We start from the raw sequence: 13,176 nt of genomic DNA on the forward strand, positions 1-13,176 counted from the left end.
CTTGGGATAACAGCATTTTAAGGTTTAATGTGCAAAGTTAAATGAAAAAACAGAAAGGCAAACTTTTTTATGAAATTATATGCATGGAATATCTTATTCTGAAAAATAAAAAAGAGCAAAACCGAATTGTTTTCAGTTTTGCCCTTAGCTTATTTTTGACTCAAAAAAGAGATGATTATTCTCAGTGTTGCGCTTCTTCCTCAAAGTTTACATCTCCAAACCCTTCACTATCAAGTTCGTCAGCATTAAACTCTTCATCACCGTAAAACTGTTCATCAATATCGCCGGTTCCCTGCACAACAGCCATTTCATTAAAATCAACAAACTGTTTCGGAGGTTGTCCTTCAGAGCGTGTACACACGGCTTTATCGCTGTTTTGGCGGGGGATCAACTCCTGCATGGTAATAAAAAATGCACGATCGGCCATCAGATCAAAATAGTACAAGAGTTTTTGCTTCTCATCGGTAATATAATCCTCAAGAGAAGTTGTATCCATTACCAAATTATCATATTCGGAGCTGGTTTCCATTTCAATCAGGGTAATCTCCTGTTGTTTTTCCCATTCGTCATCGCAAAGGAAAAACGAGGTGATCTGATCTTTTTCATAGTTGACGGACTCTAAAATTGCATTATGCAAATCAAAAAATGTAGCACTTGCATCAATGGTAATTTCGCGCATAAAATCATCAACTTCGTCCGATAGAATAAGGAATTTGTAGAGCATAAAAACTAGGTTTGAATTCGGCTGTAAAGATAGTACATTTTTAGATGCTCTCAATAAAATAAGCTCACTTTTACTTTCCCGACACTCTTTGTTGTTCCAATTTTTTGGCCTATATTTGCCTCCGTCTTCAGGCAATATCCATGCAACAAATACACAGCATGATAAATACTGAAGACCGCTTCAAATCGTTGTAAAAATGGAGAATTTTATCGTTTCGGCCAGAAAATATCGCCCTGCCACATTTATGTCGGTAGTGGGTCAGTCTGCGTTAACCGCAACGCTCAAAAACGCCATCAGAAACAATCATTTGGCTCACGCTTACCTCTTCTGCGGACCCCGCGGAGTAGGCAAAACAACCTGTGCCCGTATTTTTGCAAAAACAATCAACTGCGCACACCTGACGCCCGAATTTGAAGCTTGCAACGAATGCGAATCGTGCCGTGCCTTTAACGAGCAACGCTCCTATAATATTCACGAACTCGATGCTGCTTCCAACAACTCGGTTGACGATATTCGTACGCTGATCGATCAGGTGCGCATACCGCCACAAATCGGACACTACAGCGTTTATATTATCGATGAGGTTCACATGCTATCGGCTTCGGCTTTCAACGCTTTTCTGAAAACGCTGGAAGAACCACCGGCTCACGCCATTTTCATTTTGGCCACCACCGAAAAGCATAAAATTTTACCGACCATTCTTTCCCGCTGTCAGATATACGACTTCAACCGCATCAGCGTAAACGATACGGTGGAACATTTGCAGCATGTAGCGAAAAAAGAAGGCATCAACGCCGAACCGCAAGCGCTGAATGTAATTGCTCAGAAAGCTGACGGTGGTATGCGCGATGCGCTTTCCATCTTCGACCAGGTGGTTAGTTTTTGCGGAAACGACATCACCTATCAGGCTGTAATCCAAAACCTGAATGTCCTCGATTACGATTATTATTTCAAGCTGACCGACGTTTTCCTCGAGAATAAGGTAAAGGAAGCGCTGCTCATCTTCAACGAAATTCTGAATAAAGGCTTCGACGCCCACAATTTCGTAGGAGGCCTTAGTTCTCATTTGCGGGATGTGCTCATGTGCAAAGACCCCGAAACAGTACAACTGCTCGAAGTGGCTGATTCGGTAAAAGAATCATACGCCTCGCAGGCACAGAAGTGCCCCAACGATTTCCTCTATTCGGCGCTGGCAGTCATAAACGACTGCGACATGAATTTCAGGCTCAGCCGAAACAAGCGATTACTTACTGAACTCACTCTTATCCGTCTCTGCCAATTGACGGACAAAAAAAAAAATGAGTTAAACGAAGATTTCGCACTACCTCCAATCGAACTTATCCCGGAAATGCATCTTGGGCAACCTGATGCACAACAAGCTAATGCCGCTCCGATACAGAGAGCCGGTGCAACCATCGCACAACCGGTAGCCACAACATCGCAACCAGCCGCGCAACCGGCGAAGAAAAACATCGTTTCAGCACCGCCTCCCATCAGCATTTCGATAACAAAACCGCCTGTAAAAAAAGAAGAAGCAGGCACTAGAACCACTGTCAGAAGCCAACAAACCGAGAAACAAGACAACAGCTTCACTGTTGACTCACTCGAAAAAGCATGGAAACATTTTGCGACAGAAGTCATTCCGGAAAAGACTCATGCAAAAAACATCATGCTTAACAATCTGCCTACGACTGAAAGTAAGCACAAGCTAAAACTCGTTCTGGATCAGATTCTTCAGGAAAACTCCATGAACGAAGTGCTGTATGATTTAACGTCCTTTCTCCGACGGAATCTGATGAATGATTTTGTTGAACTGGAAATCATTGTCGACACCACGAAGGAAAACACCAAAGTAATGTCGCCTCAGGACAAATTCGCCAAAATGGCAGAATCCAATCCTGCTTTGCTGCGTTTAAAAAAAGAATTCGGGTTGGAAATTGACTGATTCTTAGGACTGATCGGCCTTTTTAGCTTTTTTATCGTAGCACTTGAAATAAAATATGTACATTTGCATACTCGTTGTCACATTTCATTTTTCCTGTCAAAACGTTGTGCAGTTCGAGCAGCAAAACTGGGTGTAAACTTGTAAACAAGAGCAACAACACAATTCTATTAATTTTAAAAATTCAAATGAAGCGTATTTTCTTGCTTTTCTTTGCTTTGGGTTTCATTGCTTGTTTGGCTCAGGCACAAACAACTCCGAAAATCTACTCCCGTTGGAGTGGTCGTGTTATTATATGTAGCGACCCACAAAGCATCTATAAATCTTACCAGTGGTATGCCGATTCACTTTCTTCGGTAGGAATCGATTTAACCAAAACGAAACCGACTCAATTTGGCCCAATAAAAGGAGCTACTTCTCAATATTACTCCAAAAACGGACAAGGATTGTATGGCTATTATTATGTAGTTGCAAAGTTGGCCGACGGCACCAGTGTCACCTCAGACACTATTGCACTTCACGTAAGCCAATCAGCATCAAAAGTGTCTATTGCCCCCAATCCGGTTTCAAAAAGCAGTGCTCTTAATGTTGAAACAATCTCACCTGATATTCAGTTAGCTAAAGTTCAAATTTACACTATGAGTGGAATAATGGTGCGTCAGTACACAACCACAGACGCAAGTGCTGCCATTGAAGCTCCATCAGCTACAGGTTGTTATATGGTACGTATTCAACTTGCCGATGGTAGCACATCAACACAAAAGCTGTTTGTAAAATAAACCATTTATCCATTTTCTTATCAGACAAATGAAAAAAACAGTCGTCTCTTTATTAGCAATACTATTTTCCATTTCCATGTTTGCCCAAAAAGCCAATTTCAAAGGCTTTGAATTATATGGAACTGCAGCTACCGGCATGTTTGGAACTAACTACTGGCCTGCCAGCGGTTCTCAATTCAATGGTCCCGGTTTACGAGTAGGTATCGGCGGAGGATTTTTCATTACGCCGCACTGGGGACTAACTACAGGAATAAACGTCTCTACCTACAGTGCATTTTCAAGCATTAAAGCCGGAACTGCATATTCTTATACAACCTACGATAGTGACGGACTGCCATATACAGAAAACATCAAAGTTGACAGCAAGATAAAGGAACAGGACATAATGTATCGGATCGAGTTTCCGTTTTTGTTGAACTACCGTTACTATCTTCCGTCAGGCAATGCGCTTTATGCTGCCGGAGGTATAACAATATCGCTCCCCATGGCCGGATATTACCATGTCAGCAACGGAGCTTTCACAACAACCGGAAAGTATGAGGATTTAAATGCCACATTATCCAATATGCCTTGGTTAGGTTTTACTTCCACAGACATCAGCGGCACTCATGGCATGATCCCTTCTAACAAGTCATACAATGCATCTCTTGAACTCGGATACTTATACCGCTTAAAGAAAACCACATATTTAACCGTTGGTATTTTTGGAGATTATGGATTAAAAGATTTACGCCGCACAGTGGGAGCTTCTTATCTGATTTATCCTTCCTCTCAATATATTGGCATTCCGAATTCCGGAACTGTAAACTTTAACCGTTTAATGTCATTTGGAGTAAAAGCCGCATGGCATCTGAATATTTCAGGAGAACCGATGCCCAAAGGAAAGAAGAAAACATACGAACAACCACAAAAATCAGTTGATCCACCATCCTTCAACCACACAAAAGGCGGACACCAACGTACTGGCAAATAATAACTAAAATATTATAAATTCGTTCAGGTTGATACAAAATCAATCCTCTAGTCAATTTAAGATATGGGAAGAGCATTTGAATACAGAAAAGCACGTAAGATGAAAAGATGGGGCAATATGGCCCGCGTGTTTACAAAATTAGGTAAAGAAATTTCTATTGCAGTAAAAGCCGGTGGCCCTGAAGCGTCAAGCAATCCTCGCCTTCGCGCATTAATTCAAAATGCGAAAGCAGCGAATATGCCGAAAGAAAACGTAGAGCGCGCCATCAAAAAAGCTATTTCTAAAGATGAAGCCGACTACAAAGAAATGGTGTATGAAGGATATGCTCCTCATGGTATTGCCGTAGTAGTTGAAACAGCGACAGACAACCCAACAAGAACGGTAGCCAACGTTCGCAGTTACTTCAACAAACTGGGCGGTTCTTTGGGTACAACCGGTAGCTTATCATTTTTATTCGACCGCAAGAGCGTTTTCAAAATCGTACCTAAACCCGATCTTGACCTCGAAGAACTGGAACTGGAATTGATTGATTACGGTGTAGATGAAATATTTGCAGAAGAAAATGAGGTGATTCTGTACGGAGAATTTGAATCGTTCAACAAAATTCAAAAACATCTGGAAGAAAACGGATTCGAAATCATCAGTTCCGAGTTTGAACGAATTCCTAATGACACAAAAGAATTGGGAGAAGAAGAACAAGCTCAGGTAATGAAACTCATAGAAAGAATTGAAGAAGATGAAGACGTGCAAAACGTTTTCCACAACATGAAATAATTTTCTTTCCAATTATAATAACAAAGCCCTTCGTGTTGACTCCGAAGGGCTTTTATTCTTATGATATGCGACGTCTATTTCTTGTAATGATACTTGGATGTACTCTATGTTCATCATTCAGCGCCGCCAGAATATCCCAGGATGAAATTTCACTGAAAGGGTTATTCGGACGACTCTACAAAGCACCGTCAGATTCTGTCAGAAGCATTCTGAACGACTCGATATGCCATCAACTAAATACCACACTTCATAACGATTCTTCGTTTCAATACGCATTCGATTCGCTGGCATATCTAGGCAAGATATACTCCACAGACCATCAGCTCAGAATCTATTCCTGGAATTACATTTCAGATGCCGGCGACTATCGTTTCTTCTCCTATTTTCAGTTCGCTACAAAGAAACTCATTCAACTCGTTCAGAAACGTCCGTGTTATCTGCCTGACGAAGATAAAGCCACAACAGCAAATAATTGGTATGGAGCGCTTTACTACAATGCGATTCCCATCAACCATGGCAATCAGATTCAATATATTTTATTAGGATGGTCGCACCTGTCTGAATCCGAGAATTTCAAAATAATAGATGTGCTTTCTCTCAAAGACAGTACAATCGAGTTTGGAGCTCCCATATTTAATACAGAAAGCCGGTATAGAATTGCAATGCCCTACTCTTCCTCTCATTCATTAGCATTGCAATATGATGCCAAACGCAGCCTCTTTATCTTTAATCACCTGCATGAAGAGAGCAATAAAAACAACAAGATACCGGATGAATCGTTCTCCGGATATCAGCTCGTGAATAACAAACTAATCTACAAAGAAGAGGTAACATTCGACCACAAAGAAGAAAGTCCACCCCGAACAAAAGTTGAATATGGTCTTGAACCCAACAAATAATTCGAAGTAATTTACGCGCTGTCTCTTTGGAAATTACAAGAAAATAACTTACCTTTGCAGCTCATTTGGTCGCAATCGCTGGCAGAAGAGAGAGAACTGTTATGTTGCGTACTAAGTCTAAATTAATTAATTGAAAAACAATGGATTTAGTTAAAGTTGCAGAACAAGCTTTCGCCCTTGAGCGTAGCCTTCCTGCTTTCAAAAGTGGTGATACAATCACTGTTGCTTATCGTATTATTGAAGGAAACAAAGAACGTATCCAGCAGTACAGAGGTGTGGTAATCAAAATCACAGGATCTGGCGACAAAAAACGTTTTACTGTTCGTAAAATGTCTGACAATGTTGGTGTTGAACGTATCTTCCCAATGGATTCTCCATTTATCGACAGCATCACAGTGAACAAAGTTGGTAAAGTTCGCAGAGCAAAATTATACTACTTGCGTGCACTTACCGGCAAAAAAGCCCGTATCAAAGAAAAACGTGTTTGATTTGTTTTTCAAGCAATCAACTATAAAAAGGAAGCTCAAAGCGAGTTTCCTTTTTTTGATTGAGGACTTCCGAACAGCTATGAACTTAATTATTGATCAGGGCAATAGCGCTGTAAAGATTGCTATATTTGAGCAAGACAGACTACTCGTGGTTGAAAGATATCCGCTTTTAACTGCAGAAATTGTGGCTGATTTTTTGAGTCGGTTTCCGGTGAAAGCAATCATCCTGTGCTCTGTCATTTCCATTGATCTGCATACGAGACAATATTTACAAAATCTTCCCGTATACTTTACGGAACTCACACACCACACACCTCTTCCCATTCAAAATGAATATGAAACTCCCGAAACATTGGGAAAAGACCGAATTGCAGCTGCTGTTGGTGCCAATTGGTTACTTCCAAACGCCAATCTGCTTATAATTGATGCAGGAACAGCAATCACTTACGATATTGTTTCTTCTGAAAATACATTTCTGGGCGGAACCATTTCGCCGGGAGCAAAAATAAGGTTTAGAGCTTTGCATGAATTTACCGGCAAATTACCTTTGGTAGAAGAAAAAACAACCGATTTGTTGATCGGCAGAAATACAATTGAAGCAATTACTGCCGGAGTTATGCAAGGCATTGAATTTGAAATAGAAGGGTACATAACTTTGTTTATGCAAAAGTATTCAAACCTTTCAGTTTTTTTAACTGGTAGAGGCTCAATTCCTTTTGTGGCAAAGCTAAAAAACCCCATCTTTGTAGAGTTAAACTTAGTATTGATAGGACTTAACCGCATATTAACTTATAATGTACAGCTATAGAATTGTTTGCGCACTTGTTGCCTTAACCATTGGTGTTGCCGTCATGGCACAGAACAACACGAATTCACCTTATACCCGTTATGGACTTGGAGAATTGCGAGAACCCGGCTTCGGTCGTAGTCAGGCAATGGGTGGAATTGGTTTCGGAGTAAGAGATCACGCTTCAATCAACCCTGCAAACCCGGCTTCATACAGCGCTATCGACTCTATGACGTTTCTGTTTGATCTTGGCATTTCCGGTTTAGCCTCACATTTCAATGACGCCACAGGAAGTCGCAATACCCACAATGGAAACTTGGATTATCTGGCAATGCAAATGCCGTTAAGCAAATTTATGGGTGCAAGCATCGGCATCATTCCTTATTCTTTTACAGGTTACGACTATTCATTAACCGGAACAACCAAAATTAACGGCCTTTCCGATACAATTAACTATGCTCAACAATACAAGGGCACTGGCGGTATTTCTCAAATTTACGGTGGATTATCGTTTCGTTTATTCAACCATATATCCCTCGGGGCAAATGCCATTTATCTTTTCGGAAGTAACTCTTACAACAGAGCTTTTAGTATCGTTGATATATCCAACACATCACTTACAACTCATTCAACCTCTGAAAAGATCAACATAGACGTCAGCTCTTTCAATGTTCGACTTGGAGCTCAAGTTTTTGGGAAAATCTCAAAAAAAGGATATTTAACCGTTGGTGCAATGTTCGAACCCAAAATGAACTTACACGGGACATATGACAAGTTGATTCTGGGAGTCGACAGCACGAAAGACGCACTCACTTCAAATGTTTTTGAAACTCCCATGCAATTTGGGGTCGGAACAAGTTATACCTATGACAACCGCTTAACCTTGGGCGCCGATTTCTTGTATCAAAAATGGGGTGACGCAAAATATTTTGGCCAGACCGGAGCATTGAAAAACCGAACTAAAATATCTGTCGGTGGTGAATACATCGATAATCCCTATGGAAAAACTTATTTCCAGCGTATGAGTTTCAGGTTCGGAGCTTATTATTCTGACTCATACATCAATGTTAACGGATATACACCCAGCCAAATGGCTGTAACCTGTGGCTTTGGATTTCCTTTGCGTTCTTCAAAAAGCATGATTAACACATCTTTTGAGTATGGTATTAAAGGAAAAGCGACAGACACTTCAATAAAAGAAAATTATTTCAGATTTACATTGGGTCTTTCACTTAATGAAATCTGGTTCTTTAAACGCAAACTTTAATTGGAATAAGCGGGTCGCATAAATGTATAAACCACATATAAAATACAACATCAAATGCTTAACAATCGTCCTTGGGGCGGTTGTTTTGTGCTTTTGTACAGGATGCAAAAAAACGGACTCTGAGATCCCCGTAAAACCTATTGACAGAACCAAACTACCGAGAATGTATGCTGAAAATGTAACCACGTTGATTTCCGACTCGGGAATTACGAGATACAGAATCACAACACCAGTTTGGTATATTTACGACAAATCATCGGAACCATACTGGGCTTTCCCAAAAGGCGTTCACTTACAACGATTTGATCCGTCATTCCACGTTGATGCTGAAATCACCTGCAAAAAAGCCTATTATTATCAGGTACGCCAGCTTTGGCGACTGGACGGTAAAGTCCGGATGATTAATTTGCAGGGAGATATGTTTGAAAGCGAACAGGTATACTGGAACCAGCGGGATCAAAAAATCTATTCCGATTCCCTTATCAAAATCACGCAACGCACAAAGATTATTACCGGATTAGGGTTTGAGTCCAACCAGACTCTAACGCAATATGCCATTAAAAAACCGCAGGGTATTATTCCGGTCAGCCCTGCAATGTAGGTCATAAATGGAAATTTACCTTATAATAATTATCTCATTGCTATTTTCCGCCTTCTTTTCGGGAATGGAAATAGCCTATATATCTTCCAACAAACTGAGATTTGAACTGGAAAAAAGTCAGAGTCATGCAACCGACTTTTTCCTTTCCATTTTTTATCGATATCCCGAACAGTTCATCACAACCACCTTAGTTGGCAATAACATTGCATTAGTCATTTTCAGTATCATGACTGCTCAGCTAATGCACCCTCTTTTGCTTACAGTCACTAGTAGCGACCTTTTCATTACATTAATTGAAACTGCATTAGCTACTGCTTTTATCTTATTGGCCGGAGAATATATTCCGAAGATTATCTTTCGCTCAAATCCAAATCTCTGGTTACGCATATTCTCTCCATTATTCTTCCTGTTTTACATTGTCCTCTACCCTATTTCTAAAATCAGTGTTTGGGTCTCCATTTTCCTGCTTCGAACAGTGGGTGTAAAAGTGAATTCGAAGCATCATCATGTATTCTCGCGCATAGACTTAGACCATTTGATTCAGGAAAGCATAGATCATCAGGATGACGAGCAAGATTTGGATACCGAAGTGAAAATTTTCCAGAACGCACTGGATTTCTCCTCCGTTAAGCTGCGGGATTGTATGGTGCCCCGTACCGAAATTGTTGCAATTGATGAAGCTGAAGCATCGTTACAGCAGCTAAAGCAACTCTTTATTGAAACCGGGCATTCAAAAATCCTGATTTACAAAAACAATATCGATTCTATTATTGGATCTATCCATTCATCGGAAATGCTGCGCCATCCGGATTCCTGGACAGAACATGTTAATGACGTACCTATTGTCCCGGAAACTATGCAAGCTAATAAACTGATGAAGCTATTCAACCAGCAAAAAAAGAGTATTGCCGTAGTGGTGGATGAATATGGCGGAACTGCCGGAATTGTAACCCTGGAAGATATTCTTGAAGAAATATTTGGAGAAATAGAAGACGAACATGACCGTAGTGGGCTGATCGCCAAGAAACTTGAAAACGGGGACTATGTTCTTTCCGGAAGAATGGAAATTGATCAGGTTAACGAGCTTTTTGACCTCGGGATTCCCGAATCTGATGAATACAGCACGATAGCCGGTTTTATATTAAGCCACTATCAGAACCTGCCAAAAGCTAACGAAACAATAAAAGTTATGCATTTTACATTCCGGATCCTCAAAGTAGAAAACAACAGGATCGACCTTGTAAAACTGACGCTTAATTGACTTTCTTAGTAAACAGGGAAAAATTCACATTGCCATACTGGCGATGTTCCAGAAAATTCGGTTCCTGACTAAAGTCCTGCTTTGCCGAATGTTCAAGAATAAATATTCCATCCTCGCTTAACAGATTACCCTGCAACACTAAAGCCGGCAATTGAGGCAATTCTTTCATTTCATAGGGAGGATCTGCAAATATCACATCAAATTGCTCTTTTCCCTGCTGAATATAGCGAAACACATTCATTTTAATCGGATAAACGACTTTCGTCAGCCCCAACTCCTGTCTGATTTTATGTATAAAATCAAGATGCTTATCGCTCATCTCAACACTCACAACCCGTTTTACTCCTCTGGAAGCAAATTCGTAACTGATGCTCCCCGTTCCTGCAAAGAGATCAAGAACAACACAATCCTCAAAACTAATGTAGTTATTCAGGACATTAAATAAAGCTTCTTTGGCAAAATCCGTTGTAGGACGTGCCGTAATGTGGGTTGGCGGGCTAAACCGACGACCTTTGAATTTTCCGCTTACAATTCGCATATAGGAAGATAAAACAAGTCTGTAAATATTTCTTTGGCTTCTGCCTTTATTTCCGGAGTCAATTGAAACATATCAGGCAAAGGAAGTAAATTCAGCTTTGCAAAATGTTGTTTCAGAGCAACAATCCGTTCGTCCAGTAAATTATCGACTCCCTGAAAATAAATACGCACTTTAGAGGTCTGGAAACCAAACTGTTCACAAAGACGCAAAAGCCAATAAACAATATCATCACAAGTCTTAATCGCAAAATAGTTGGACAGGATCAATTTTCCATTATCAAACACACATACATACAAATGATTATCTGTGATGCGTATTCCCATAGTAGGGTTCGAATCAACCGATCGAGACAAATTTGCAGCTGCAATCAGCATTGCAGAAGAATTATGAATAAGATTTGCCTTGGGAAAATAAGGAGCAATAAATGATTTGAAAGAAGGAGCAACAGCAAAAAGATTCACCATTGACAAAGAGGGAATAAACTGCTCAATCACTTCATGTTCCTCATTGAATTCGGCTGTAAATGCCAATAAATTCCGTTTATTTTCCTGTCGGAATAAAGCCGTGGGAATCATCAGACTCGGCTGTGCGTCAAGGGCCATAGAAACACGAGAGAAAGGAATAGCAGATAGCTCATCAAATAATTCGATGGTTTTTGTCAAAGAGATATGACTAACTCTCTTGATACCAACAAACAACTTTAAAGTGTCGTCCAGAATAACAAACGAGCAATCATTATCGCTAAGGTATAGCCATAAACTATAGCGATTAGCTTGTTGAAGCCTGAATTCGTCTGAAATAATTTCAATATCCATTGTACTTTTCTTCTTAGGTCTGTTGATCCCTTTCTTTCACAAAAGTACAAAAATATCTTCATTCCGAAGAACATCTCTCTGACGACATATCAGGCAAAAACGGCTTCAACTTCGGCAGGAACCGTTTGATAATGCAACACGCTCCAGTTCCCCTGAGCATCTTCTACCAATGCCGAAAGACTTTCCACCCAATCGCCGGAATTCAGGTAATGAATGTCACCATAATAACAATTTGCCGGAGAGTGAATATGCCCGCATATCACGCCGCTGCAATGTTTGTGCTTAGTAAGCCTGACCAGCTCTTTTTCAAAGTCTGATATATAAGAAACAGCACTCTTAACTTTTTGTTTCATGTGCTGAGCGAGTGAAAAATATGGTTTTCCCCGCTTTATTCTGAAATAATTGTATATGCGATTCAGATTCAAAAGAAAATTATAGCCGACATCTCCAATCATCGCCAACCAACGCATATTTACAGTAATATTATCAAAGACATCACCATGCAGTACAAAATAGCGCTTGCCATTCGACTCCAGCATATAATCTTTCACCACCTGAATATTAGGAAACGCGAAAGGCACAATCTTATCCAGAAAATCGTCATGATTCCCCCTGACATATACCACATCGGTTTGTTCTTTGACAATTTTAGATATGATTTTCTTTATAAATTGCGTGTTCTTTTCGCTCCAGTATTTTTGCGATTTACGCAATTGCCAACCATCAATAATATCTCCATTGAGAATTAGCTTTTCGCATGAAAATGAAGAGAGGAATCCCAGCACCTCGTGTACTTTACTATGTTTAGACCCCAAGTGAATATCTGAAAGTACAATAGTGCGATATCTGGTTTGCGAAACAATTTCTCCGCATCCATTAATCATTTGAAAGTCTTTGTTTAATTCCAAAACCTGAATAATTTTACGATTAACATCATTCAACACATTGACTATCAACACAAATCAATAGTGTTGATTACAAATTAAAAATAGACTTTACTCATTGCGATTTTATTACGGCAATATTACCTTTATGTTATCATGAAAAGAGAGTATAGAGGGAGTATAGAGGAATTGTACCGCTTTGCAAGATCCCACGATACATAAAGATCAATGTGAATACGGAACCAATAGAAGATTAATCCGAACAAGTTTTTTTCTTTTAGTTTTCGGAGAAACTATTTGCGAAAAAGAAAAAAGATATTACCTTTGCACCACAATTGAGCGGGGTGTAGCTCAGCCCGGTTTAGAGTACGCGTCTGGGGGGCGTGTGGTCGCAAGTTCGAATCTTGTCACCCCGACTTAAAACCTTCAAATACCGCCTTTTAT

14 protein-coding genes and 1 tRNA gene are annotated in these 13,176 nt (G+C 40.1%); 11 read left to right on the forward strand and 4 right to left on the reverse strand.

Annotation, left to right across the window (positions count from 1 at the left end; genetic code table 11):
- Positions 1 to 181: 181 nt before the first annotated feature.
- Positions 182 to 724 (reverse strand): hypothetical protein, encoded by a 543-nt coding sequence (locus F8N35_RS07955; RefSeq protein ID WP_293051037.1) that lies wholly within the window; start codon positions 722 to 724, stop codon positions 182 to 184.
- 196 nt (positions 725 to 920) lie between these two features.
- Between F8N35_RS07955 and F8N35_RS07960 the strand changes: the two genes are divergently transcribed.
- From F8N35_RS07960 to F8N35_RS08005, 10 genes are all read left to right on the forward strand, one after another.
- Complete coding sequence (locus F8N35_RS07960; RefSeq protein ID WP_293051039.1) at positions 921 to 2,669, forward strand: DNA polymerase III subunit gamma/tau; 1,749 nt, start codon at positions 921 to 923, stop codon at positions 2,667 to 2,669.
- 185 nt (positions 2,670 to 2,854) lie between these two features.
- Positions 2,855 to 3,445: a T9SS type A sorting domain-containing protein gene (locus F8N35_RS07965; RefSeq protein WP_293051042.1), complete on the forward strand. Its 591-nt coding sequence runs from the start codon at positions 2,855 to 2,857 to the stop codon at positions 3,443 to 3,445.
- Between the two features lie 28 nt (positions 3,446 to 3,473).
- The gene (locus F8N35_RS07970; protein WP_293051044.1) at positions 3,474 to 4,418 is read left to right on the forward strand and encodes a hypothetical protein; all 945 of its coding nucleotides are present in this window, start codon (positions 3,474 to 3,476) and stop codon (positions 4,416 to 4,418) included.
- A gap of 63 nt (positions 4,419 to 4,481) precedes the next feature.
- Positions 4,482 to 5,192 (forward strand): YebC/PmpR family DNA-binding transcriptional regulator, encoded by a 711-nt coding sequence (locus F8N35_RS07975; protein WP_293051047.1) that lies wholly within the window; start codon positions 4,482 to 4,484, stop codon positions 5,190 to 5,192.
- Positions 5,193 to 5,257: 65 nt separating this feature from the next.
- Complete coding sequence (locus F8N35_RS07980; RefSeq protein WP_293051050.1) at positions 5,258 to 6,091, forward strand: hypothetical protein; 834 nt, start codon at positions 5,258 to 5,260, stop codon at positions 6,089 to 6,091.
- A gap of 140 nt (positions 6,092 to 6,231) precedes the next feature.
- Complete coding sequence (gene rplS / locus F8N35_RS07985; protein ID WP_068705856.1) at positions 6,232 to 6,579, forward strand: 50S ribosomal protein L19; 348 nt, start codon at positions 6,232 to 6,234, stop codon at positions 6,577 to 6,579.
- Between the two features lie 79 nt (positions 6,580 to 6,658).
- Entirely contained in the window at positions 6,659 to 7,387 is a 729-nt protein-coding gene (locus F8N35_RS07990; RefSeq protein WP_293051053.1) for a type III pantothenate kinase, read from the forward strand.
- Positions 7,374 to 8,633, forward strand: coding sequence for a hypothetical protein (locus tag F8N35_RS07995; RefSeq protein ID WP_293051056.1), 1,260 nt, complete (start codon positions 7,374 to 7,376; stop codon positions 8,631 to 8,633). Before F8N35_RS07990 ends, F8N35_RS07995 begins: the two co-directional genes overlap by 14 nt.
- Positions 8,634 to 8,655: 22 nt before the next feature.
- The gene (gene lptC / locus F8N35_RS08000; RefSeq protein ID WP_293051058.1) at positions 8,656 to 9,234 is read left to right on the forward strand and encodes an LPS export ABC transporter periplasmic protein LptC; all 579 of its coding nucleotides are present in this window, start codon (positions 8,656 to 8,658) and stop codon (positions 9,232 to 9,234) included.
- A 7-nt stretch (positions 9,235 to 9,241) separates the two neighbouring features.
- The gene (locus F8N35_RS08005) at positions 9,242 to 10,495 is read left to right on the forward strand and encodes a hemolysin family protein (RefSeq protein ID WP_293051061.1); all 1,254 of its coding nucleotides are present in this window, start codon (positions 9,242 to 9,244) and stop codon (positions 10,493 to 10,495) included.
- Here the strand turns inward: F8N35_RS08005 and F8N35_RS08010 are convergent.
- The 3 genes from F8N35_RS08010 to F8N35_RS08020 form a co-directional block, all read right to left on the reverse strand.
- The gene (locus tag F8N35_RS08010; RefSeq protein WP_293051064.1) at positions 10,488 to 11,033 is read right to left on the reverse strand and encodes an RsmD family RNA methyltransferase; all 546 of its coding nucleotides are present in this window, start codon (positions 11,031 to 11,033) and stop codon (positions 10,488 to 10,490) included. The genes F8N35_RS08005 and F8N35_RS08010 overlap by 8 nt on opposite strands.
- Positions 11,021 to 11,848 carry a DUF3822 family protein gene (locus tag F8N35_RS08015; RefSeq protein WP_293051067.1) on the reverse strand — a complete coding sequence of 276 codons (828 nt, stop codon included), beginning with the start codon at positions 11,846 to 11,848 and terminating at the stop codon, positions 11,021 to 11,023. Before F8N35_RS08015 ends, F8N35_RS08010 begins: the two co-directional genes overlap by 13 nt.
- A gap of 89 nt (positions 11,849 to 11,937) precedes the next feature.
- Complete coding sequence (locus F8N35_RS08020) at positions 11,938 to 12,711, reverse strand: UDP-2,3-diacylglucosamine diphosphatase (protein ID WP_293051421.1); 774 nt, start codon at positions 12,709 to 12,711, stop codon at positions 11,938 to 11,940.
- Positions 12,712 to 13,072: 361 nt separating this feature from the next.
- On the opposite strand from F8N35_RS08020, the gene F8N35_RS08025 reads away from it, so the two are divergent.
- A tRNA-Pro gene (locus tag F8N35_RS08025) sits at positions 13,073 to 13,148 on the forward strand.
- Positions 13,149 to 13,176: the final 28 nt, after the last annotated feature.

Origin of the sequence: Paludibacter sp., from assembly GCF_009712605.1 — a bacterium.
Taxonomy (GTDB): Bacteria; Bacteroidota; Bacteroidia; order Bacteroidales; family Paludibacteraceae; genus Microbacter.